At 44.8% G+C, this 23,319-nt stretch carries 25 protein-coding genes; 13 read left to right on the plus strand and 12 right to left on the minus strand.

Annotated features, from left to right (window positions below; genetic code table 11):
* The first annotated feature begins 52 nt into the window (after positions 1–52).
* From GXP69_RS08690 to GXP69_RS08715, 6 genes are all read left to right on the plus strand, one after another.
* A complete protein-coding gene (locus GXP69_RS08690) occupies positions 53–1,438 on the plus strand; it encodes a sigma-54-dependent transcriptional regulator (RefSeq protein ID WP_163914437.1) in 1,386 nt (461 codons plus the stop codon).
* On the plus strand, positions 1,428–2,783 hold the full coding sequence (locus tag GXP69_RS08695; RefSeq protein WP_163914439.1) for a sensor histidine kinase: 1,356 nt from the start codon (positions 1,428–1,430) through the stop codon (positions 2,781–2,783). The genes GXP69_RS08690 and GXP69_RS08695 overlap by 11 nt, the downstream gene beginning before the upstream one ends.
* Positions 2,784–2,837: 54 nt before the next feature.
* Complete coding sequence (locus GXP69_RS08700; protein ID WP_163914441.1) at positions 2,838–3,278, plus strand: OsmC family protein; 441 nt, start codon at positions 2,838–2,840, stop codon at positions 3,276–3,278.
* 196 nt (positions 3,279–3,474) lie between these two features.
* The gene (locus tag GXP69_RS08705) at positions 3,475–4,782 is read left to right on the plus strand and encodes a type IX secretion system plug protein (protein WP_163914443.1); all 1,308 of its coding nucleotides are present in this window, start codon (positions 3,475–3,477) and stop codon (positions 4,780–4,782) included.
* 103 nt (positions 4,783–4,885) lie between these two features.
* Entirely contained in the window at positions 4,886–5,569 is a 684-nt protein-coding gene (locus GXP69_RS08710; protein ID WP_163914445.1) for a hypothetical protein, read from the plus strand.
* 102 nt (positions 5,570–5,671) lie between these two features.
* The gene (locus GXP69_RS08715) at positions 5,672–6,301 is read left to right on the plus strand and encodes a class I SAM-dependent methyltransferase (protein WP_163914447.1); all 630 of its coding nucleotides are present in this window, start codon (positions 5,672–5,674) and stop codon (positions 6,299–6,301) included.
* 177 nt (positions 6,302–6,478) lie between these two features.
* Here GXP69_RS08715 and ychF read toward each other — a convergent pair whose 3' ends face one another.
* Both ychF and GXP69_RS08725 read right to left on the minus strand, forming a co-directional pair.
* Positions 6,479–7,576: a redox-regulated ATPase YchF gene (gene ychF / locus GXP69_RS08720; RefSeq protein ID WP_163914449.1), complete on the minus strand. Its 1,098-nt coding sequence runs from the start codon at positions 7,574–7,576 to the stop codon at positions 6,479–6,481.
* 996 nt (positions 7,577–8,572) lie between these two features.
* Positions 8,573–8,923, minus strand: a complete 351-nt coding sequence (locus tag GXP69_RS08725; RefSeq protein ID WP_163914451.1) for a DUF3276 family protein — start codon at positions 8,921–8,923, stop codon at positions 8,573–8,575.
* Positions 8,924–9,055: 132 nt separating this feature from the next.
* Between GXP69_RS08725 and GXP69_RS08730 the strand changes: the two genes are divergently transcribed.
* Both GXP69_RS08730 and GXP69_RS08735 read left to right on the plus strand, forming a co-directional pair.
* Positions 9,056–9,472, plus strand: coding sequence for a septal ring lytic transglycosylase RlpA family protein (locus GXP69_RS08730; RefSeq protein ID WP_163914453.1), 417 nt, complete (start codon positions 9,056–9,058; stop codon positions 9,470–9,472).
* Between the two features lie 9 nt (positions 9,473–9,481).
* Positions 9,482–10,393: a DUF58 domain-containing protein gene (locus tag GXP69_RS08735; protein ID WP_163914455.1), complete on the plus strand. Its 912-nt coding sequence runs from the start codon at positions 9,482–9,484 to the stop codon at positions 10,391–10,393.
* 63 nt (positions 10,394–10,456) lie between these two features.
* Here GXP69_RS08735 and GXP69_RS08740 read toward each other — a convergent pair whose 3' ends face one another.
* The 5 genes from GXP69_RS08740 to GXP69_RS08760 all read right to left on the minus strand — a co-directional run bounded on the left by GXP69_RS08740 (position 10,457) and on the right by GXP69_RS08760 (position 15,545).
* Positions 10,457–11,494, minus strand: coding sequence for a hypothetical protein (locus GXP69_RS08740; protein WP_163914457.1), 1,038 nt, complete (start codon positions 11,492–11,494; stop codon positions 10,457–10,459).
* Positions 11,495–12,116: 622 nt separating this feature from the next.
* The gene (locus GXP69_RS08745) at positions 12,117–12,500 is read right to left on the minus strand and encodes a nuclear transport factor 2 family protein (protein ID WP_163914459.1); all 384 of its coding nucleotides are present in this window, start codon (positions 12,498–12,500) and stop codon (positions 12,117–12,119) included.
* A gap of 69 nt (positions 12,501–12,569) precedes the next feature.
* A complete protein-coding gene (locus tag GXP69_RS08750) occupies positions 12,570–13,553 on the minus strand; it encodes a hypothetical protein (RefSeq protein WP_163914461.1) in 984 nt (327 codons plus the stop codon).
* Positions 13,554–13,739: 186 nt separating this feature from the next.
* A complete protein-coding gene (locus GXP69_RS08755; RefSeq protein ID WP_235925632.1) occupies positions 13,740–14,363 on the minus strand; it encodes a DNA-3-methyladenine glycosylase family protein in 624 nt (207 codons plus the stop codon).
* A gap of 162 nt (positions 14,364–14,525) precedes the next feature.
* Positions 14,526–15,545: a threonine aldolase family protein gene (locus tag GXP69_RS08760; RefSeq protein WP_163914463.1), complete on the minus strand. Its 1,020-nt coding sequence runs from the start codon at positions 15,543–15,545 to the stop codon at positions 14,526–14,528.
* Positions 15,546–15,624: 79 nt separating this feature from the next.
* On the opposite strand from GXP69_RS08760, the gene GXP69_RS08765 reads away from it, so the two are divergent.
* Positions 15,625–15,807, plus strand: coding sequence for a hypothetical protein (locus GXP69_RS08765; RefSeq protein WP_163914465.1), 183 nt, complete (start codon positions 15,625–15,627; stop codon positions 15,805–15,807).
* Between the two features lie 107 nt (positions 15,808–15,914).
* Here GXP69_RS08765 and GXP69_RS08770 read toward each other — a convergent pair whose 3' ends face one another.
* Both GXP69_RS08770 and pyrE read right to left on the minus strand, forming a co-directional pair.
* Positions 15,915–16,412 carry a metallophosphoesterase family protein gene (locus tag GXP69_RS08770; RefSeq protein ID WP_163914467.1) on the minus strand — a complete coding sequence of 166 codons (498 nt, stop codon included), beginning with the start codon at positions 16,410–16,412 and terminating at the stop codon, positions 15,915–15,917.
* Between the two features lie 738 nt (positions 16,413–17,150).
* Entirely contained in the window at positions 17,151–17,789 is a 639-nt protein-coding gene (gene pyrE, locus GXP69_RS08775) for an orotate phosphoribosyltransferase (RefSeq protein WP_163914468.1), read from the minus strand.
* Between the two features lie 105 nt (positions 17,790–17,894).
* On the opposite strand from pyrE, the gene GXP69_RS08780 reads away from it, so the two are divergent.
* Positions 17,895–18,575 carry an NUDIX hydrolase gene (locus GXP69_RS08780; protein WP_163914470.1) on the plus strand — a complete coding sequence of 227 codons (681 nt, stop codon included), beginning with the start codon at positions 17,895–17,897 and terminating at the stop codon, positions 18,573–18,575.
* On the opposite strand, the gene coaD is transcribed toward GXP69_RS08780, so the two are convergent.
* The 3 genes from coaD to GXP69_RS08795 form a co-directional block, all read right to left on the minus strand.
* Complete coding sequence (gene coaD / locus GXP69_RS08785; protein ID WP_163914472.1) at positions 18,529–19,008, minus strand: pantetheine-phosphate adenylyltransferase; 480 nt, start codon at positions 19,006–19,008, stop codon at positions 18,529–18,531. The genes GXP69_RS08780 and coaD overlap by 47 nt on opposite strands.
* 134 nt (positions 19,009–19,142) lie before the next feature.
* Positions 19,143–20,030, minus strand: coding sequence for a DUF3822 family protein (locus GXP69_RS08790; RefSeq protein ID WP_163914474.1), 888 nt, complete (start codon positions 20,028–20,030; stop codon positions 19,143–19,145).
* Between the two features lie 64 nt (positions 20,031–20,094).
* Positions 20,095–20,580: an NUDIX domain-containing protein gene (locus GXP69_RS08795; RefSeq protein WP_163914476.1), complete on the minus strand. Its 486-nt coding sequence runs from the start codon at positions 20,578–20,580 to the stop codon at positions 20,095–20,097.
* 38 nt (positions 20,581–20,618) lie between these two features.
* On the opposite strand from GXP69_RS08795, the gene GXP69_RS08800 reads away from it, so the two are divergent.
* The 3 genes from GXP69_RS08800 (at position 20,619) to GXP69_RS08810 (ending at position 23,275) form a co-directional block, all read left to right on the plus strand.
* Entirely contained in the window at positions 20,619–21,083 is a 465-nt protein-coding gene (locus GXP69_RS08800; protein WP_163914479.1) for a PaaI family thioesterase, read from the plus strand.
* Between the two features lie 265 nt (positions 21,084–21,348).
* Entirely contained in the window at positions 21,349–22,755 is a 1,407-nt protein-coding gene (locus tag GXP69_RS08805; RefSeq protein ID WP_163914481.1) for an ATP-dependent DNA helicase, read from the plus strand.
* Between the two features lie 82 nt (positions 22,756–22,837).
* The gene (locus tag GXP69_RS08810; RefSeq protein WP_163914483.1) at positions 22,838–23,275 is read left to right on the plus strand and encodes a DUF1573 domain-containing protein; all 438 of its coding nucleotides are present in this window, start codon (positions 22,838–22,840) and stop codon (positions 23,273–23,275) included.
* The last annotated feature ends 44 nt before the right edge of the window (positions 23,276–23,319 follow it).

Genomic DNA, 23,319 nt, shown 5'->3' on the forward strand with positions numbered 1-23,319 from the left:
TAAGCCTGGCACAATATTTTACTGTGACCTGTAAACTATAATCCCGCCAACTATGGAAAATAACCTGGGCCGCATCCTGGTAATCGACGATAACGAAGATGTGCTTTTCTCTGCAAAAATGCTGCTGCGCAAATATGCCAAAGAAGTAGTGATGGAGAAGAACCCAAAGAAGATCCCGTTTCTGATGAACAATGAAGAGTTCGATATCATTTTGCTTGATATGAACTATAGCCAGGACATTACCAGCGGACAGGAAGGTTTTTATTGGCTGCAGGAAATTCTGAAATATGATCCGTCGGCGGTGGTAATTATGATCACAGCCTTCGGTGATGTGGAAATGGCCGTGCGTGCCGTAAAAGAAGGCGCCACCGACTTTGTGCTGAAACCATGGCAGAATGAGAAACTGATCGCGACACTTTCGGCGGCTGCAAAGCTGCGTAACTCTTACAAGGAAGTAAGCCAGCTGAAAGAAGTTAACCGCACCCTTTCGGCAGAGCTCAATTCGTCGCCAGATATCATTACGGGCACGAGCCAGCCGATGCAGCAGCTGTTTTCGATCATAGATAAGGTCGCTAAAACCGATGCCGATGTACTGCTGCTGGGCGAGAACGGAACCGGTAAAGAAGTAATTGCCCGCACCATACACCAGCGTTCGTCGCGGGCCGATAAAGTGTTTGTAACCGTGGATATGGGTGCCATTACAGAATCGTTGTTCGAGAGCGAGTTGTTTGGTCACAAAAAAGGCGCTTTTACCGATGCAAAGGAAGACAGAATTGGTAGGATAGAAGCTGCAAACGGCGGCACATTATTCCTGGATGAAATCGGCAACTTGTCGCTGGCGATGCAGGCAAAATTACTGACCGTATTACAGCGCCGCGAAGTGATACGCGTGGGAACCAACAAACCAATACCTGTAAACGTGCGCTTGATCTGTGCCACTAATATGCCTCTAAAAGAAATGGTGCAGCGCAACGAGTTCCGCCAGGATTTGCTGTACCGCATTAATACCGTGGAGTTGAACCTGCCACCTTTGCGAAACAGATTAGATGATATTCCGCTATTTGCTGAGCATTTCTTAAGCATCTACGCACGTAAGTACAAGCAGCCTTTAAAAAGATTATCCGATCCCGGTTTGGCCAAACTGCGCCGCTATAGTTGGCCGGGCAATGTGCGAGAACTCCAGCACGTGCTGGAGCGGGCATCCATTATGAGCGACAACCGCGAACTGCAGGCTGATGATTTCTTTTTCCTGACAGAATCTGAAATACCACAAACTATAGCTACCCCTGCAAACGATGCTGTGAAGCTGGATGACCTGGAGCGCGATGCCGTGCAAAGGGCACTGGATAAACACGACGGTAACATTTCGAAAGCGGCTAAGGAACTGGGCTTATCGCGCGGGGCTTTGTACCGAAGACTTGAGAAATATGAGCTTTAGGAACTATAGATTGCAGGTGCTGGTGCGCCTGCTGGTGCTGGCAGCTACAATTTATGCGCTGGCTATAGTTGGCTTTTCCGAAGCCTACCGAAGCACTTTTATTGGTTTGCTGGCTCTGGTGCTGTTACAGATTATTCTGCTGGTGCATTATCACGAGCGGACTAACAAGCAGTTTCTCAGGTTTCTCAACTCTATTAAGTACGACGATTTTACTGAGCAATTTAATGTAAACGGCGAAGGCAAAACCCAGCAGCAATTGGCCGGACAGCTGAACGAAGTAATGGAGAAGTTCAGGGAAGTGCGCGCCGAAAAGGAAGCACATCTGCATTATTTCGAAGTAATTGTGCAGCACATTGGCATTGGTATAATCACGTACAAAGCCAACGGCGAGATTCTGATGCTGAATAATGCCGCCAAAAAACTGGTGCACCTGGGCCAGGCCAGCAACATCAGCGACCTGCAGAAAGTAAGTCCGGAACTGGCGCTTGGGTTGCAGCAACTGGAGCATGGCGATAAGGTACTGGTGCCGGTAAGGCGTGGTGGCGAACAGGCCAATTTAACGGTTCATGTCATTGAGCTATCCTTGCTTGGTGATCGGGTACGGCTGGCCTCTATCCAGAACATTCAGCGCGAACTGGAAGAGAAGGAAATGGAAGCGTGGCACAACCTGATCAAAGTGCTTACACATGAGATCATGAATTCTGTAACGCCGATCTCATCGCTCTCTGCCAGCGCATCCGAAGAGATCAGCAGCTACACTGATACAGAAGCCGAAGAAGTAACTATACTGCGCGAAGAGCTGGATGATGTGGGCCGCTGCCTGCAAACCATTAGCCGCCGTTCTGACAGCCTTATTAAATTTGTGAACGACTTCCGCAACCTGACTACCATCTCGGTACCGCAGAAAACGGTGTTTAAAGTAGGGGAGCTGTTCCGCGAAATTCAGATGCTGATGCGCGAGCAACTCGCAGTTAAACACGTGCAGCTTAAAATCGAAATTCCATCTGACGACATCCTGCTTTCGGCGGACCGGGGCATGGTGGAGCAGGTGCTGATAAACCTGGTGAAAAACGCCACGGAAGCTTTGCACGAGAGAGAGAACGCAACTATAAAACTACAGGCTTACCTGGATGACCGCAGCCGTGCCCGCCTTATAGTTTGCGACAACGGCCACGGCATGACCGAAGAAGCCATGCAGAAGATTTTCATCCCGTTTTACTCCACCAAAAAAACAGGATCCGGCATCGGCCTGAGTTTATCACGGCAGATCATGCGCCTGCATCAGGGTAATATTTCTGTTAACTCTACCCTCGGCGAAGGCACAGTTTTTACGCTTAGCTTTTAGGGTTGGCTATAGTTCTGCGCATCTGCGTATAGTTGGTTATAAACCAGCACAACCATGAGCAGAACCGTAACCGTTAGCGCCGAAGAACCCAATGGCTTTGTAGCCAATATCCGGATGGGTGAGCAGGATTTTGTAATTGATGAAAGCGGAATAGGACAGGGGATTGATACCGGCCCTACGCCCTACGACTATATTCTGAGTGCGCTTGGTGCCTGCACCGTCATTACCCTGCACATGTATGCCAAGCGCAAGCAGTGGCCTTTGCAACGCGCCGAAGTTACCCTGGTGCACGAACGTGTTTACAGTGCCGACTGCGAACATTGCGACGATAAAGCTGCCAAAATATCCCAGATCACAAAAAAGCTGAAACTGATAGGCAACCTGACACATGAGCAGCGCCTGCGCCTCGAGATTATTTCCTCTAAATGTCCGGTCCAGAAAACGCTGCAAGCCGGTATAGTGATTCAGACCGAACTGGAATCCGAAAGCCTATAGTTTGCATCTCCTACTGATTTAGGTATATTCGTAAACTATAACCTTTCTCTCTTTTATCATTTTTATAGGAATCTTGTTAGATAGGAAGATGACTGTTGCTACCGTCGGAGAGAGGTGGAAGCAGTAGTTCAGAAAAGAATTTTGGGCAAGCATGGCTTCAACACTTTACCCACGCTTATCTCATTTAAACCGATTTATGTTTAGACGATCGATCACCACTTTTATACTTGGCCTTACTTTGCTTTCTGGCTGCGTGCCACTGGAAGAGCAGGCACAGGGTAGCAGCTCCGGTCAGCAAAATCAGCTCCGTTACGAAGACTACATTTACAACGAAAGCATAAAATCGGTACAGTGCTATGTAGCCACCGGTGTGCCCGACGAAGTGCTAGAACCGGCTGTAACATCTTTACAACAGGGAAGGCCCATTGTACTCGAGTTCGACAGGATAAATGCAGGTCCGCAACGCCTGGTGGCCAAACTCACCCACTGCAACTATAACTGGACACCTTCCAACCTGAATGAGACACAATACCTGAACGATTTCAACGAGTTTTTTATAACCGATGTGCAGAATTCGGTGAACACGCGCGTGCCGTATGTGCACTACCGCTTCAGGTTGCCACAGGTAAAAATGAGCGGAAACTACCTGCTGGAAGTGCGCGAAGAAGGTGGAAACCTGTTGCTTACACGCCGCATTCTGGTGTACCAGAACCTGACCACTGTCACGGCAAAGCTGGGCTTACCAGCAGGGCCATCGGGCCGCGAAACGCGCCAGCCTGTTGAGTTTAACGTGTTTTATAAAGACTACGAGCTGGTAAATCCGGCCATGGAAGTAAAGGCCGTGCTGCGCCAGAACCACCGCTGGGACAACGCCAAATTCATACCTTCGCCAACCTTTGTGCGCGACCACCTCAAACGGCTGGAGTATGTGTTCTTCGAGCCGAAAGACAATTTTCTGGGCCTGGCAGAGTACCGCCCTTTTGATACCCGTAGCGTGCGCTATAACGGCATTGGTGTAAGCAGCGTGAACCAGGAAGCCAACCCGGTAGAAGTGTTTCTGCAGATAGATAAAAACCGCTCTACCGAAGTGTATAGCCAGGACCCGGACCTGAACGGCAAAATGCTTTTTAATAACCGCGAGTATGGTAACGGGGCAGTAAATGCAGACTATACCTGGGTAGATTTTGAGCTGAAAGCCCTGGAAGAACCAACAGGACAGGTTTATATTTTAGGTGCCCTCACCGACTGGAAAATTACTCCTGAAGCCCTCATGCACTATAACCCAGAACAACAGGCTTACAACGGAAAGTTGCTTTTAAAACAGGGCTACTACAATTACCAGTACGTGCTGCAAAGAGGCAGTGCCATAGACTATAGTTACTACGAAGGCAGTCATTTCCAGACCGAAAACACCTACGACATCCTGATCTACTACCGCCCGCCCGGCTCCCGCGCTGATCTGCTGATCGGCTACGAAGAGATTTTGTTTAATAGGAGGAGATAGGTAATGTAATTTATATTATTGTGAAAATATAAGTTTACTTACGATGATACCTTAAGTTACGTATAATTAAAGTTGAGCTTAAACGAAGAAAATAATACCTCATATGTCTTTGGTCACCTTAATTGGTACTTGCCATCAACCCAATGGCATGTGCAACTCTAATGAATTGTACAATATTATACTGCAAATCAACCCTGATGTAATTTTTGAGGAAATCCCTCAAAGAAAATTTAATTTTATTTATCAGGGTGAAACCCGCGATTCGCTAGAGACTTTTACGATCAAGAGAGTATTGAAAAGCAAGCCTATTTTGCATATACCGGTTGACATGGACATTGATAGTATAAGTGAGATTGGCTTGAGAAATGATTATGGTGTTATTTATAACCTAATTCGAGAGCACAGTGAAGAGTATTGCAAATTATTATCCAAATTCGCTTATATGGCCGATCAAATAGGTTTTCCTTTTTTGAACAGCGCTCAAGGTATTGATTTATCTGAACGTATGAAAGCACTTGAATTAGCAGTTCTAACACAATTAAAAGATGATATTGCTCTTGAAGTTTATAAAATATGGTTAGACTTTAATGATATGCGCGTAGATACTATGATAGCTAATATTTATAGTTATGCTTCTGTTCACAGTTTTAAAAATGCATTATTCTTTGTTGGTGCAGAGCATCGAAAGCCCATAATTGATAAAGTCTCAAATGGAGAACTAAAAAATGGTTCAACTATTATATGGGAATTTAACCACTTTAAGACTCGCGAAATGACCATGAATTAGATTTGTATTGTACCCATTTATTCTTATGACTTTGCAGAGATAACTGAAGGGCAGACTAAATAATAAATAGTTATAAAATACTCCCTTCAAATAACAAACTATATGTCCAACATACAGAAAGCCTACGACAGTTGGGCAGAACAATACGATACCAACCATAACCGAACGCGCGACCTGGAAGGAGAGGTGCTGCGCTCGACACTGTCAACTATAGAATTTAACCGTGTGCTGGAGATTGGTTGTGGAACCGGCAAGAATACTGTCTGGCTTCAGGAAAAAGCGGCGCATGTTACAGCAGTAGATTTTTCGGATGAAATGCTGGCAAAGGCGAAGCAGAAAGTAACCTCAGAAAAGGTGCAGTTTAAACAAGCTGACATCAATAAAGGCTGGATCTTTACAGAAGGAACTTACGATCTGGTAACTTTCAGTCTGGTGCTGGAGCACATCGAGCATCTGGGTCATATCTTTAAACAGGCTGCAGCTGCCCTTGTTTCAGGAGGTTTTGTTTACATCGGAGAGCTGCATCCATTTAAGCAATACGCAGGCACTAAAGCGCGCTTCGATACAGCTGAAGGCCGACAGGTACTGGAATGTTACACCCACAACATCTCAGACTTCACACAAGCTGCCAAGCAACACGGTTTTATAGTTGTCGACATCAATGAATATTTCGATAACGACGACCGAACCCAAATCCCCAGAATTCTGTCGCTATTACTGCAAAAGGTATAGAAACATGGCAAGCCCATTAGAGCAAGCGTAGTAACAAGAAACTATAGCTTCACATAACTAGCTAGAGGTGTATGTTATAGCCAAATTCTGCAAATCCGTTAATCCTGTAAATCCTGATACTGACAAACAAAAAGGGCAACTATAAAGCTGCCCTTTTCTATATCCTTAAACTATAAACTATACGTTGAAACGGAAGTGCATAATATCACCATCCTGAACTACGTAGTCTTTACCTTCCACGGCCATTTTACCGGCTTCTTTTATCTTGGCTTCTGTTTTATATTCCTGGTAATCTTTCAGTTTGATCACCTCAGCACGAATAAAGCCTTTCTCAAAATCCGTGTGAATAACGCCGGCTGCCTGTGGGGCCTTCCAGCCTTTCCCGATCGTCCAGGCACGCACTTCTTTTACACCAGCTGTAAAATACGTGATCAGGTTCAGTAAACTATAAGATGCTTTTATCAGCTTGCTCAGGCCAGATTCTTTCAGACCATACTCAGCCAGGAACATTTCTTTTTCTTCTTCGTCGGTCAGCTCTGCAATCTGCGCTTCTATGGATGCTGAGATCAACACCACTTGCGCGTTCTCGTTCTTCACGTGCTCTTCCAGCGCCTGCGAGAACTGGTTACCTGTATTAATTGACTCTTCGTCTACGTTGGCAGCATACACTACCGGCTTCTCTGTCAGCAGATTCAGGTCTTTTACAGTTTCCTTCTCCTCGTCGGTTGCATCCAAACTACGGGCGTTAAAGCCTTGCTCCAGATGTGACTTATACTTTTCAAGGGTTGCCAGTTCTTTCTTCGCTTTGGCATCGCCGGCTTTCGCGGAACGCTGCACTTTCAGCATCATCTTCTCAATCGACTCCAGGTCTTTCAGCTGCAGTTCTGTATCAATGATCTCTTTATCAGAAACAGGATCTACTTTACCGGCAACGTGCACGATGTTCGGGTCGTCGAAGCAGCGCACTACGTGAATGATGGCATCTACTTCACGGATGTTTGCCAGGAACTTGTTGCCCAGGCCTTCACCTTTGCTGGCACCTTTTACCAGGCCAGCGATGTCCACAAACTCAATAACCGTTGGTAGCACGCGCTCAGGGTGCACCAGTTCTTCCAGTATCTGAAGACGCTCATCCGGAACAGTAATGATGCCCACGTTTGGCTCAATGGTACAGAAAGGGTAGTTGGCAGATTCTGCCTTGGCGTTAGAAATAGCGTTGAATAAAGTTGACTTACCTACGTTTGGCAAGCCCACGATGCCGCATCTTAATCCCATGTATCTTTAGTAGTTAATTTCAGGCTGCAAAGATAAGGTTTTTTGTTGATTGGTTTATAGTTAGGGATAAAGTGTTGGAGTAAGGGGGATCTGCCATTCCAATACATCATGTAGAGCGTTAATCGAGATGTCTTATAAATTTTATAGATTCATTTCTGTCATTTCGAACAAAGTGAGAAATCTATCGCAGCCTATAGTTGAAGTCATCATTCTATAGTTAACTAAGGTTAGCACTTGCTACAAGCAGTTTGTGCTATAGTTACCTCTTATCCTGGGAGCTTTACTGACCTATTGTTTCAATCCAGCTTTGGTGCGCTCACGGCCGCGAGGCCCCGTCTTCGGGCATCGCGCTGCTGCCTTCTTGCTCTCCTCGTTCCTCGGATTGGCTACGCCACCGCAACAAGCCAAAGGCGCTCAATCCGAAGTCTGTTAGCCTTCGATAGTTGAAGTTCATATAGTTGGAGAAACTATAGTTGCTTGGCTTTTTCGTTGTAATATTTCCTTAGGGCAGGCTGCGCCTGCCTGCTCATCATCTGTAACTATAGAACAATAAACCTAAACTATAGCAATGGCTAAAATTCCCTCTCGGAGGAGTATGGGTGGGTTAATTGCCAACTATAGAAGTTTAAACAAACTAGAGCAATAGCTCAAAGTCCCCCTTTGAAGGGGGGTAGGGGGATGACTAACGTCCACTATAACACGATAGCGCAAACTATAGCTATTGCAGGAAGTGTCCCCATGAGGACAAGTCAGAACGGGAGTTCAAAGCTTGCGAGCGTAGCTCACAGGGGTGTTAAAGCAGTGGCTACTAACAATAGCTCCAACTATAGCAACAGCATAAAAGCTCCCTCTTCTGTTTTGGGGGTAGGGGCCCTCGATAAAAGGAGAGGGCTGGGGTGAGGTAAAACAAGAGCCCAATCCTGAATCATATAAAAATAGAAAAGCCTGCAGGGTTAGCTGCAGGCTTTTCTATGGTTTATAAAACAGGGCAGGAGGCTACTCCCACTTCAGTTCTTCATCAAAAGTTGCGTCGGCGGTTAATTCGGCAGTTGGTTCTGTGTTTTCGGCGGCTTCTAGGGCGGCAAGTGCTTCTTCTGTAAGCAATTCGGATTTAACGTGATCGATCGTGCCCTGCAGCGCTTCCATAAATTTCACGAAGTCCTCTTTATAAAGGAAGATCTTGTGTTTTTCGTAAGAGAAGGTCTCGTCCTTGAACTTTCTTTTGCTTTCTGTGATGGTCACATAAAAGTCATTTGAGCGAGTTGATTTCACATCAAAGAAATACGTTCTCTTCCCGGCTCTTACTCTTTGGGAATAAATTTCTGCTTTTTCGTTGTTCTCTTCCACCGTTTATTAGACGTTAAATTCAACTTAATGAACCTAAAAGTAACATATAGTTCTGATATATAAAAATTTTTGAATTTAAAATTGAAGTTAAATTTTTGTCTTATATTTGACCCCGGACCAAAATAGTAAATCATGAATTTATGTTCACTTTTACTAGTATTCCTTCTCTCATTCTCTTCGGGTAACACCCTGTACTCGGCCAACGGAAAGGCAACTTACTACGCCGACCGCATGCACGGCCAACGAACCGCCAGCGGCGAACGCTACGATAAAACGCAGTTAACAGCAGCGCACTCTACACTTCCGTTTAACACGCTGGTAGAAGTCACTAATGTAGCCAACGGCAAATCTGTGGTAGTAAAGATCAACGACCGCATGCCTAAAAACCGCCACACCATTATTGATTTATCCCGGGCCGCAGCCAAAGAAATTGACCTGATTCGGGCTGGTATTGCCAAAGTAACTATAAAAGAAATAGATCCGGAGCAGGAAAAGCAACAAGACGTGCCGTTTGTCGTTTCAGAAACAACGTCTGATAAAACCAAATAGCATGTAGCCATGAAACAGCCCATCACCCTTGCCGATGTTCAGAAGTTCGAGAACATGGAATTTCTGGCAAAGCAATTGGTGGAGGGCTTTATAACCGGACTGCACCAATCCCCTTATCACGGTTTCTCGGTAGAGTTTTCGGAGCACCGTCTCTACAACAGCGGCGAGAGCACCCGGCACATCGACTGGAAAGTTTTTGCCCGCACCGATAAGCTTTTTGTAAAGCGTTACGAAGAAGAAACCAACCTGCGCTGCCACCTGCTGCTGGATGTATCACCATCTATGTATTACCCGGTTGATACGCATGGCAAGATCAAATTCAGTGTACTTTGTGCCGCAGCTATAGCTACTTTACTGCGCAAACAACGCGATGCGGTGGGGTTGGTTACATTTGCCGATAGCATTCAACTGCAAACGCCGGTTCGTTCTACCGCTTCGCATTTGCACACGCTGTTGCTGCTCCTGCAACAGCAGTTAGATGCTGTGCCGGCACGCTCAGGTACCGAAGTTCCGGATGTTATTCACCAGATAGCACAGCAGATTCCGAAGCGGTCGCTGGTGATAATTTTCAGCGATATGCTGGGCAGGAATGAAGATATGGACGCTACTTTCTCTGCCTTGCAGCACCTGAAACACCAGAAACATGAAGTGCTGATCTTCCATGTAATGGATCGCAAAACAGAAGAAGAATTTGAGTTTGCCGAACGCCCTTACATTTTTGTGGATGTGGAAACAGGGCAGGAGCTTAAACTACAACCCTCGCAGGTGCGTGAGCATTACAAAACGGCCGTCGAAAACTATAAACGTGAACTTGCCCTGAAGTGCGGCCAGTATAAGATAGATTTTGTTCCCGTAGATATCAGTGAGACTTTTGACAAGGTGCTCTATAGTTATCTTGTAAAGCGGGCAAAGGTGCGCTAGAATATTAATTAGGTGCTTCAGTTTTCTAAACCTACATTAGGAAACTGAAGCACCTTGAATTAATTAGCAAGGAGTATTATCGCAGTGGTTCTGGTTTAAGCAATCAGATATTCTGGTAGCTGCTGTATTCAATTCCTGAATCGTTACACCTCCGGAAGATGCTCTATTAAAAGTGTTTGTGTTAATATTGTTTGGGGTTGCTTCAATGTTGATAGCATCAAAGTAAGCCTCAATTTTAGCTAATTCATCTAATATGCCATAACATGCACCTGTGCCGTTACTTAAATCGGCTCCGCCTGCAATGCTTAGTTTAAGTGCTAGCCCTTGTAAAAATGCTTGCTTCGCTATTGTTTTTCCTGTTTTAGCATTAGAACCAAAGAAGATAGCCCTGGCTTCAGCGTAGGTATAATTTTCTCCACCAAATGTAATTCCGGTGATGTTGGTATTTCCTGGCCATTGTGACCCGTTAGGTTTAGCAAACCAGTAACCTTGAGTGAAAGTACAGTTTTCGGTTGGTGGTTCTGGAGTTTCACAGTCTTTTATTGTGTATGCATAGTAGCGAGAATTAGGATTGCCTTTAGAGGCTAATAGATCACCAGCCCAAACCATACCACCTGCACCATCTGGTCCTGGCACTACAGCATAGGAAGCCAGATAAATGACATCTCCCGGATCACCGTACTCTCCTAAATCAGCAAGTGGAATTGTGTATGTAACACTCCTGATTTTATCCCCATGATGTGAATCTTTCTCAATAAGATATCCTGGAGAAGGATTCAGTTTAGTTGGTTGCGATTTAAAAACACCACAGCCTGATTGTTGAAACCATGCTTCCTCTCTATCAGCTGATACAGTATAGGTTAAGGTTATATTTTCAGCGTCCTGACATATTGCGACAGACCCTACGACTTCAGTATTATTTCCAACAGTTTTATATAGGTATTGGTAATCGCAGGTTTCACATACGCTAACAGAATTTTTTGCCAGATCCCGTGGTGCGATAGTATCTATCTCCTTATCCGGTGTACAAGCATGAATGAAGGCGCCAGCTGCCAAGAGTGCCAGGGACATTATAAGTGAATAAATTTTTCTGGTTTTCATAAGCATTAATTAATTAGTGTTGATTGTTGATGTACTAGATTATAAAATTTAAGCAGACAAAATCAGGCATAGCAGTGGCCAGCCAATATGTATAGACATATTGTTAAATGGCTGGACGTGCTTTGTAAGCAGAATGCCTGATCAGGAAGAAGTGTGAGTTATGGTGCCGGCCTTACTAGCCGCTGCCACCGCAAAAAGACACAGGTATAGCTGTAAGACATGTAGACTGTCTTCATTGGATTGTGATAAAAAGTACAAAAGCAAAGAAGCAGTTTCAGCAACTTACATATAGGTAAGATGTCGAGGAAGGGCTTTGTTTATAATGCAGTAACTATATTATATAGCCAATTGCATAAATCATATCTTTGAATAGCTAAACAGCTGATGCCGATTACTTTAAACTACGAGTTAAAATGTTGTAATAATAATATGTATCGTAATTATTTGTGCAGGATTATAAAGGAGTGGTAAAAGATTGACTTTTGCGTGTGAAAATTGGATGATAATAAGCGGTAAAGTCTAATGTTTTGTTTGCAAAATTAAATGGGGTAGATTGTATTTTTTAAATCTGTTATCTTATAGTAACTATGCTATAGTTGTGGAATGCTACCTTGCAAGTACGTTAACTATAATCCTGCAGTTTAAGTATCTTTCCGTCCTCAAAAGTAAACACAGACTTTCCTTTCAGATCCAGCTTATCTCCGGCTTTTAATCCATTTAGCAAGTCGATGGCAACTATAGCTGTATAATCTAACTGCGCTTCTGCGGTGTTATTAACTATAGTTAGCTGGGTTATTTTTTGCTCGCGTTTGGTGAAGTATTTTGTTGCGTCCTGCGCCTGTGCTTTAAAAGCATCCAGCCCTTTTAAGCTTAGTGTTATTTCTCCGTCGGCAACGTTTTCAAACTCAATCTCAGGGTGCAGCTGGGCCACCATGCCTTCTACATCAAAGTTGTTATAGGCGTTGATGTAGGTTTCTATAGTTTGCTGGATGGCAAGAGCTGACATTTTTATAGTAGTTTGGATTGCATGAGACAGAATTGAAGCAAGGATTATGACAGCTTCTGGAGTACTTTTTTATTTATACTCCTTCACAACTATGCTAATATTAGGCGATTTGTCCAGAACTTCATTAATAGCTTCATCAGGGTAATAAATTTTTGTCGTTTTAATAGTTCCTCTGATGTTGTCGTATTCATATATATACTTTGTGATAGATGTGGCATCTTTCATGACATCTTTATGCATGTCTGTTATAATGGCTAAATCATTATTGATGTTATAAGTATACAAAGAATGACGTACCTCCTCTCCAACTACTTTCTTTTCAAAGGATTCCAGGAGTAAATCGTTAAAATACCTTCGATACCCATTGGAAATTATCGTGTTCTGTACATCATGAACTTGCCAGGACTTAACTATAACTCCATTTGGCTCTTTGTTAATTTTACTTTTTTGTGTGTGCCCCGATGCGGCTTGGTAATGACTGTCACTTATATATTCCCCTCTAGCATTGAACTGATAAATTCTTTTTTCAATGACCTCCTTGTTACTATCCGTTGTAATAACAGTAAGCTCTCTGTTTTTGTAGTGGTATCTCCTCTGAATAAGTACCTTGTCAAGATTACTTTTAATAGTAATCTGTTTTATAAAGCTGTTCGGGAAATATTCTATCAGATAAACATTGCTAGCTAAATCAACATCCTGGTTCTTTCTTTTTGTCCTTATTACCACCTCTGTAAGCAAGTCGTTGCTGAATGAATAACTATAGGAATATAAATCCAAAGTGTCATTAACGCCAGATGAAAAGGTTGTTTTGGTTACAATGTATCCATCTTCATTTAATTCAGCATCCCAATTAGCGCCCGGGTAAATTGCAAACTCACCAGTTATAATAGAACCTACTGCATTCATTTTGCCATCAAATGCTCTTGAGCTTATTTTTCGGTAGAGGCTATCCTTGTGGAATTGAATTGGCTTTATGTCTAGTAAAAATAATTGAAAGTAAGCCTCATCTATTTTAAGAACCAAACCATCATTATATAAATCTTTCTTTCCCATATCAACAAGCGGGGAAACAGATTTACAGCTATAACTAACACAGGTAACGCATATGCAGCAGAGTGTTTTAAAAACCAACTTTCTCATATGCTTAAATCTGATATCTTAAAAAGATGCTTTATCTAAAGGAATAACTCAACATACGTTTAGAGGTACTATATGTGGCGTAATGTTACTAAAACTCCCTTACTTCGGCATATTATCCAGCGACTGCCAGAGGTACTTGCTGGCTATAGTTCGGTAGGGGCGCCAGCTTTCGGCTAGCTGCTGCATGCGCAGGCGAAGTACCTTGCCAGTCTCATCTAAACTATAGTGGCGTTTCATGGCATTTTGTATGCCCAGGTCATCTGCCGGAAAAACATCTGGACGCTCTAAGGCAAACATCAGCAGCATTTCTACGGTCCAACGGCCAACGCCTTTAATCTGTGTCAGGTGCAGAATCAGTGCCTCGTCTTCCATCGCATCTATAGTTGCGTGGTCCAGGTTACCAGCTGCTGCAAAAGTTGCCACATTGCGCACATAGCCAATTTTCTGAAAGGATAAGCCGACACTACGAAGCATTTCATCGGTAGCTGCCAACACAAGTTCAGGGTGCGGGTAATCATCCGGAAACAGCTCTGTAAAACGCCTGAATATAGTTGCCGCCACTTTAGTAGAGAGTTGCTGCGAAACGATAGCACTCAGGAGTTTATAGTACAGGTCTTCTGATCTGGACGATTGAAGGGGCCGCCCTTGTGCAATGATGGCAGCAAGAACGGGGTCTTTGCCAAGTACAGCCATTACTTCGGGAGCAGGTATGGAGTTATTCATAGTTTTATAGTTTGGATTATTGTCATCTCGACGAAAGGAGAGATCTATTTAAGATGTTATTTGTAATCCCAAATAGATTTCTCACTTTGTTCTAAATGATAAAAGAAATGCGACTGAGGATGAACAAGTATGGTAGCGCCTTCACCTATAGTTTAGTGGAATTTACAGCGACTTCAGCACCTTCAAAGTATGCTCCTGCATCTCATCGGTTATGTCCAGGTGTGTTACAAAACGTATCATGCCTGGTCCGAAGCCGGATGCCCTTATGTTATGTTTGGCAAGTGCTTCCAGGAAGCTGTTATCAGTGTATTTACTGTTTAGTTTAAAGATAACGATGTTGGTCTCTACAGGCAGTACGCTTTCTACATAATCCGTCTGCAGGAGTACTTCTTCCATCTGTTTAGCTTTGCGTTGATCTTCTGCCAGGCGATCGATATGGTTATCCAAGGCATAAATACAGGCTGCTGCCAGGTAACCGGCTTGGCGCATACCGCCACCAAACACTTTACGTACTCTGCGGCTCTTCTTAATAAAGTCTTTACTACCTAACAGAACAGAGCCGACCGGTGCACCCAACCCTTTGCTCAGGCAAACCGAAATGCTGTCGAAGTATAAGCCATAGTTCTTTGCGTCTTCGCTGGAGGCCACCAGCGCGTTAAACACACGGGCGCCATCTAAGTGCAGCGCCAAGTTCTCGCGTTTACACAACTTAGAAATGGCGGCAATTTCATCAATGGTATAATAAGAGCCGCCGCCTTTGTTGCAGGTATTTTCCAGGGCAACCAGCTTTGTAATTGGGTGGTGCAGGTTGTCCGGGCGTATGTTGCCCTCAATCTGCTCAGGGGTCATTTTGCCACGTAGGCCGTTCACCAGGGCTACCGATGCATACGAGTTTGAGGCAATGCCACCGCCTTCGTACTGGTAAATGTGCGCTGTTACATCACAAATAACTTCGGTTAGCGGGCCTGTATGAACTTTAATAGCGATCTGGTTTGTCATGGTGCCAGATGGGCAGAAAAGGCCGGCTTCCATACCAAACATAGCGGCTGCTTTGGCTTCTAAGGCATTAATAGTAGGGTCTTCTTCGTATACATCGTCGCCAACCTGGGCTGCAAACATGGCCTGCAGCATCTCGGGAGTGGGTTTTGTAACGGTATCGGAACGGAGGTCTGTTATAAACATATCAATTTTGATTCAGGAAATACTTTACAATTCAAAAATAATGTTTTACTTTTGCCCTTCAAATTAAAACTTTGCAACGATGGGAGTTACTAGACTTAAAAGAAAAGACCGTAAAAATAAGGCAAGAGCAAACAACAAGGTTGCTAGAATTAAGCAATTATTGTTAACACCAGTTATCAAGAATGTTGACATGGACGAGCTGCGCGCTCAGTTCGGTGAGGCTCCAAAAAACAAAAAAGCAGAAGAAACTTCAGCTGAGTAGTCTTATACGGCAAAGTAAAACCATCTGCCTGCCAACGCTGTGAAAGCTTCGGGTGGCGGGTTTTCGAAAGACTTCAGAGTGTGTTTGCACCAGCAGACACACTTTTTTTATGCCCGCTTGCCCAGCTCAATTACCTGCAGGTTTTCCAGTTTACCGTTATTGATATCAAACCGCATCATGGTGCGCATGGTATGGAAACCGTGTTTGCCGGCAGCGCCCGGATTCAGGTGCAACAGGTTGTTCAGGCTTTTATCCGTCATCACTTTCAGGATGTGCGAGTGCCCTGTGATGTATAGTTGCGGCGGTTTTGCTTTTATTTCATTGCGCACATCAGGGTGATATTTGCCCGGGTAGCCTCCGATATGCGTCATCATTATATCCAAGCCTTCCACTATGAACCGGTTCACCTTAGGGTGCACCTGTCTTATAGTTGCATCATCAATATTGCCATACACGCCCCGCAACGGCGCGATCTCGTTCAGCCTGTCTGATACTTCTATAGTTCCAAAGTCGCCCGCATGCCATATTTCGTCACAGCCTGTTAATAATCTGATGATCTGGTCGTCGAGGTAGGAGTGGGTATCGGAGAGGAGGCCTATTTTCATATTTGATCTTTTTGTGAAATTAAGGTTTACGAATTGATTTTAGAAAGTACTATAGTTCTTTTGTCATGTCGAGCGTAGTCGAGACATCTTATATGTCCTATAGCTAACTATAGTTACTACATGCCACAAGCAGTCTATGCTATAGTTTCTTCTGATCCTAGGAGCTTTACCAGCCTATCGTGTTATAGTTGAATTGGTGCGCTCACGGCCGCGAGGCCTCGTCTTCGGGCATCGCGCTGCTGCCTTCTTGCTACCCTCGCTGCGCTCGGATTGCCTGACGGCACCGCAACAAGTCAAAGGCGCTCAACCCAAAGACTGAAATCTTTCGATAGCTAACCTATAGTTTATTAAAGAGCTATAGTTCTGTAGCCTTTTCATGGTTGTAGTTCCTTAGGGACAGGTAAACCTGCCCTGTTTATGGTTTATAACAATAGAACTATAGTCTCAACTATAACTATAGCCGCAATTCCCCTCTCGGGAGGGGCAGGGGTGGGGTAGAACGCTAACTATAGAACTATAGCTCAAACTATACCAGTAACAGAATATTCCCTGCCTTGGATAAGGAGGGGTAGAGGTGGTTGGACCGCAGCAACTATAGAACTATAGTTACAACTATAGCAAAGCCCGGATCCTGTAAATCCATTAATCCTGAAAATCCCGATTCAGACAAAAAAAGGAGACAGAGCCAAAGCCCCATCTCCTTCATTTATAATTCAGAATTTATAATTCATAATTCAATTAAACTCCCCACGTTTCCGGAGACTTACGCCATTCGGCTAAAGCAGACATCGCAGACTCTGGAATATAGCCATTGGCAACGGCAGCTTCTGTAAGGGCGCTATAGTTGCTGAGGCAGTGCAGTGTGATGCCCGCATTTTCAAAATTTCTATCAGCCTGTGCGAAACCATAAGTAAAGATGGCGGCCATACCTACTACTTCGGCACCGGCTGCGCGTACAGCTTCGGCTGCTTTCAGGGAGCTTCCACCTGTTGAGATCAGGTCTTCTACCAGCACTACTTTCTGTCCTTCAAGCAGTTTGCCTTCTATCTGGTTGCCCATGCCGTGCTTCTTTGGCTCAGGACGAACATACAGAAACGGCATTTCTAAAAGGTCTGCAACAAGGGCACCCTGCGCAATACCGGCAGTAGCTACACCGGCTATGGCTTCTGCCTCCGGGTAATGCTTTTTAACCAGTTCTGCCAACTGTTGCTTAATAAAGCTGCGTATATGCGGAAAAGAAAGGGTAACACGGTTGTCGCAGTAAATGGGCGAGTTCCAGCCGGAGCTCCACTTAAAGGGCTTGTCCGGGCTTAACTTTACGGCTTCGGTTTCCAGCAGAAACGAAGCAACCTGATGTGCTGTCGTCGTAGTATCCATGCGCCGAAATTACAGAAATATTTGTCTTTTTTTGGCGCTGTATTTTCTATAAAACGATTTATTTCTTATTTGCATAAAATTACGCTCAATCAGAGCAACTACTACATGAACGTTTTCATAAACGATATTCCGCTTATTCTAAAAAGATCCAACGAAAAGGTATACCGTCACCATTACGACCTGGTGCTGGATGCAGACGACCATTTCACATCAAAAGACCTGGTGGGAGATGTTCTCATCAAAGATGTGGACATGATGCTGATCGACCGGTTGGTACGCCTGATGGAAGTAAAAAAGCTGAAAAAGCTTAATTCACTTACGCTGGTAACCAATAAAAAGAAGCGCCTGATCGAGCACCTGAAAGATCAGTTTAAGATCGTGAAAGCAGCTGGTGGCTTGGTAGTGAAGGATGGTAAGATCCTGATGATCTATCGCCTGGGTGTTTGGGACCTGCCCAAAGGGAAACTGAACAAAAAGGAAAACGCGAAGGATGGTGCCCTGCGCGAAGTGGAAGAAGAATGCAACATACAGGTGGAACTGGTAGAAAAGCTACCGAAAACCTGGCACTCGTATGCCTACAAAGGCAAAAAGATACTCAAGAAAACGTCGTGGTATGTGATGAACTGCACCGACGATAGCCTGATGAAGCCGCAAGCCGAGGAGTTTATTGAAGAAGTACGCTGGATGACCCCGGAAGAAGCCATGGAAGTGCTACCGAAGGCGTATACCTCCATCGCATTTATAGTTCGGCACTACCTGCAATCGCTGAAGTCGGGAAAGGTATAAAGTCACTTACATCGCCTCCAAAGCGGTGTATTTCGCGGATAATAGAAGAGCTGATAGCAGCCAGCGGTGGCGATGTGATCAGGAATACGGTTTCCAGGTCTGTGTTTACGTGACGGTTTGCCTGGGCTATAGTGTTCTCGTACTCAAAATCTGTTGTATTACGGAGGCCGCGTAGCAAAAAGCGGGCATCTACCTCGCGTGCATATTCTGCTGTCAGGCCTTTATAAGCCGCCACTTTCACATTCGGCACATCTTTAAAAATCTCCTCTATAATTTCCACCATGCGCTCTACCGGGATATAGCGCTGCTTGCTGCTGTTATTCCCAATGGCTATGATGATCTCATCAAAAAGACCGGTACCACGCATTACCACATCCAGGTGTCCATTTGTAAAAGGGTCAAAAGAGCCGGGGAAGAGAGCTATTCTGCGCATTGTTAAATTGTTGTATTGCTGATTGTTGTTTGAAATAACAGGGCTTATAGTTTGCCAGCTATAGTTCTTTCAGATTTCTCCTTACGTCGAAATGACAAAATATTAGTGATCATTCATTAATCATTCGTGATTACTCATTCGCATAAGTGTAAACTATAGAGCTCGAAATAGCGGTGCTCGAACAGGTCGTCGAACTTATAAGAGTAGCCCATGTTCTGAGGCTTCTTACCAAATTTTACCTGGCGGATGTACTTCTGCAGAATGGTGAACAGCGAAGCATCGTGTGTAATGTCGCCCCAAACGGTTATCGTTTCCTGTTCCGGGTTCATCTTCTGCTCCTGCATCACAAAAATCACATAGTAGATGAAATCCTCGGGGCTGTGGTACTGGAAGATGTTACAGAACTGCAGGCCATGCTCATCGGCTACCAATATGGTTGCCAGGCCGCGCTCTACAAACACATACATGCTGCGCGGAATGCTGCGTCCAGCCATGTGCAATATGCTTTTGATAAGGGAGCTGGTCTGGTGCACAAATTGTATTTGCCGATCCGGAAACAGATCCTGAATGGTTTCGCGCAGTACACGTTCTATGGCAAAAATGTTTACGGCTTCCAGGTTACTGTGGCGGTACGAGAGCACATCGTCAAGGAGCGGATTCAGGTTGCTGTGCAGGCGCAGGTAATCCTGCTGGTGAGCCGGGTCGTAGAGCGTTTCAGGCACCAGCGTAAAATGCTGGTTGCTTACCGACACCCGTATCGTTTTCCAGTTTTGCTCCTTTAATAGCGGATTCTCGCTGGCTATAAGGCGCAGTTGCTCGGCTATCTGCGCAGGTGTAAACACCGTAATCAGCTCATAATCTTCCAGCACTACAAACTTGTTTCGCTCCAGGTCAGCTACCGCCAGTCGTATACTTTTCTGTGCCAGCGATAAGTATAAATTACAGTTGTCTGCATTAGAAAGCGAAAAACCTTCGTCGTGAATTTTGTGCGAAAGCCGGAAGTTGGTGCTGATCGTGTTCAAAGTATAAATCCGTGATTGAGTGCCTGTTTATAGTGCTATGCAAGTATACTAAAAAGATGGCATTTTACTTCAGGAAATGATGTGGCAGGCTCAGCAGGTCGTTGAAAGAGTAAAGGTGATGCAGTATGCTGTGTTTGTCTGTTAAAGGTATGGCATTTACTTCCTGTTTCGTTTTCCAGGCTACTTCTTCAATCAGCTGCATGTCGGGTGCCGCTTCAGGGTCTGTGCCTGTGGCTATAGTTCCACTAACGGGCTTAACTTCAAAAAAAAGCTCAAGCGCATGTAAAGGCGCCTGCAGAAACTCATTTACAAACAGGAAACGCGTAACGTCCACAATCAGGCCAGTTTCTTCCAGCATTTCGCGTTTCAGGCAAGCTTCAATCGTTTCCCCAAATTGCAGCCCACCGCCGGGTGGCGCCCAGAAAACCTGGTTTTTTATAGTTGCCTGGTGCCTGACCAACAGTAGTTTATTATCCTGGATGCAAATACCGCACACCCTGATCCGGACCTTATCGGCGTACATGGCAGCGTTAGGGTTAATCTCTATCATAGTTTGGTTGCGCGTGGTATTGGTGGTATTTTTGTAGTATGATTCAAACGTACAATCCCGATTTCGAAGCCGACATTCGCGAAAAGCTGGAACGACAGGAGTTTATGAAACTCATGGGCTTCGAAGTTACAAAAATAGAAGCAGGAAGAATAGAAGGGGAGCTAAAACTGGAGCAGCGCCACAAACAGCATAAAGGGTTTACACACGGCGGCGTTATTGCCACACTCGCCGATATAGTTGCTGGTTTCGCAGCAGTAAGCTTAGTGCCTAAAGACCACCACGTAGTTACAGCTGAAATAAAGGTATCTTATTTTCACCCAGGAGTGGGAGATAAGTTGCTGGCCAAAGGATACGTATTAAAGCAGGGCCGCAAGCTGAATTTCTGCGAAGCGGAAGTATATGTTGTAAAGGGAGAATCCGAGCCGCTTCTGATAGCGAAAGCTACCACCAGCATGGCCACTATAACACCCGAAGACCTGAAAGGTAGAAAGTTAGAAGGTTAAAAGTTAGTAAGTTGTTGGTTTGTAGAGACGCAATACGTTGCGTCTTAATATGCTGAAAGTTAAACTATAGCTATAGTTTCAGGTGTTGTAAAGTGGCTGTAGGTTGCAAAGTCAAGCTGAAGTAAGCCCACCCCTAACCTCTCCGAGGAAGGGAATTAAACTTTTAGCAATAGGGGAGACCAGCAGCAACTATAGAACTATAAATTCGAATCGAGCACTTAAGCCCAATTCATAATTAATAATTCATCATTCATAATTAACCAAAATGCGTCCGGTAGAAGTACTGCGTCAGAATTTTCCGTTTGAGCCCACCGAGGACCAGGCGAAGCTGTTTGCCAAGCTGGATGAGTTTATTCTTTCCAGTACAGATGAGCGTTCGGTGTTTATGCTGAAGGGATACGCCGGTACAGGTAAATCTACCGTGGTTACCTCGCTGGTAAAGATCCTAAATAAGTTTGGCTACAAGTATGTACTGCTGGCACCAACTGGTCGGGCGGCAAAGGTAATGAGTACTTATAGCGGCAAAAAGGCTTTTACCATTCATAAAAAGATCTACCGGCAAACGGCCAACCCTTACTCAGAAGGACTTGCTTTTACGCGTATGCCAAACAAGCTGGAGAACACATTTTTTATAGTGGATGAGGCTTCTATGATCTCGGATGACAGTGGCTTTGGGCAGAACGGTCTGCTGCAGGACCTGATGAATTACGTGTTCGAAAAGAAGAACAACAAACTGCTCTTGATTGGCGATACTGCCCAGTTGCCGCCGGTAGGACAGGTGCTCAGCCCGTCGTTGGATGCTACTTACATGAAGCATACATTCCGGTGCGCCGTGCAGGAAATTGAACTGAAACAGGTGATGCGTCAGGCAGAAGCATCGGGAATCTTGATGAATGCAACTAACCTGCGCTCGCAGTTAAGTGCCGAGCAACCCGAAATTAAATTGCACACCAAAGGCTGGCGTGACATCTACAAAATGAGCGGCGAGAAGCTGGAAGATGGCCTGCGCTATGCTTATGACAAGTTCGGGATCGAAAATGCCATCGTTATTTGCCGCTCCAACAAAGTAGCCAATATGTATAATCAGCACATCCGGCGCAGCATCTTTTTCTCAGAAGACGAAATCGGCGTTGGCGATTACCTGATGATCGTTCGCAACAACTACTTTTGGCTGCCAAAGGATTCAGAGATAGGCTTTATGGCTAACGGTGATTTTGTAGAGATCACCAAGATCATCAAACTGGAAGAAATGTACGGTTTCAGGTTTGCAGACGTGCGCGTACGCTTTGTGGATTACCCCGATGCAGAAGAGCTGGAAACCAAGATCATGCTCGACACACTGCACAGCGACTCGCCGGCTCTACCTGCCGACCAGAATAAGAAACTATACGAAGAGGTGCTGCAGGACTACATGGACATTGCCAATAAGCGTGAGCGAGCTAAAGAACTGAAGAAAAACCCGTACCTGAATGCGCTGCAGGTAAAGTTTGCCTATGCCTTAACATGCCATAAAGCACAGGGCGGGCAATGGCAGGCGGTGTTTGTTGAGCAGGGTTACCTGAACGATGAGATGGTGAATCAGGAATTTGCCCGCTGGCTTTATACTGCACTTACAAGGTCTTCTGAAGAGCTGTATCTGCTCAATTTTAATGCGCAATTATTAGCTAACTAACGAACTAAAATCTTATCTTGCTTCGTTGTAACAACAAATCGGATACGCTCGCCGTACGAACCGTATAATCTATAACATCATCATGAAAAAAATTCTCCTATCATTCGCTATTGCAGCATTGGCTGCAGGTGGTGCTGTGGCACAGCAGCCTACAAAACAACCTACTGCACCTCAGGCACAGGCTAAGGCAGGTCCTGTAATCGCTTTCGAAGAAACGGAGCACAACTTCGGAGACATTACACAGGGCGATGTGGTAGAGCATACCTTTAAATTTAAAAACACGGGTACGCAGCCGCTTGTAATTGAGCGTGTAGATGTAACCTGTGGCTGTACATCGCCAGCCTGGACAAAAGAGCCGGTTATGCCAGGTAAAACTGGTTTTGTTACTGCCAAGTACAACAGCGCCGGAAGACTGGGCCAGCAGAGCAAAGCTATTACAGTACACTCTAACACTGGTGAGCCGGTGCATGTGTACATCAAAACCAATATCAAAGAAAAGCAGGCAAGCGCAAAAAACTGAGCTACCTTCTTTCTAAATAACAAAAGCCATCCGAACGGGATGGC

This window comes from Pontibacter burrus, from assembly GCF_010686685.1.
GTDB lineage: Bacteria > Bacteroidota > Bacteroidia > Cytophagales > Hymenobacteraceae > Pontibacter > Pontibacter burrus.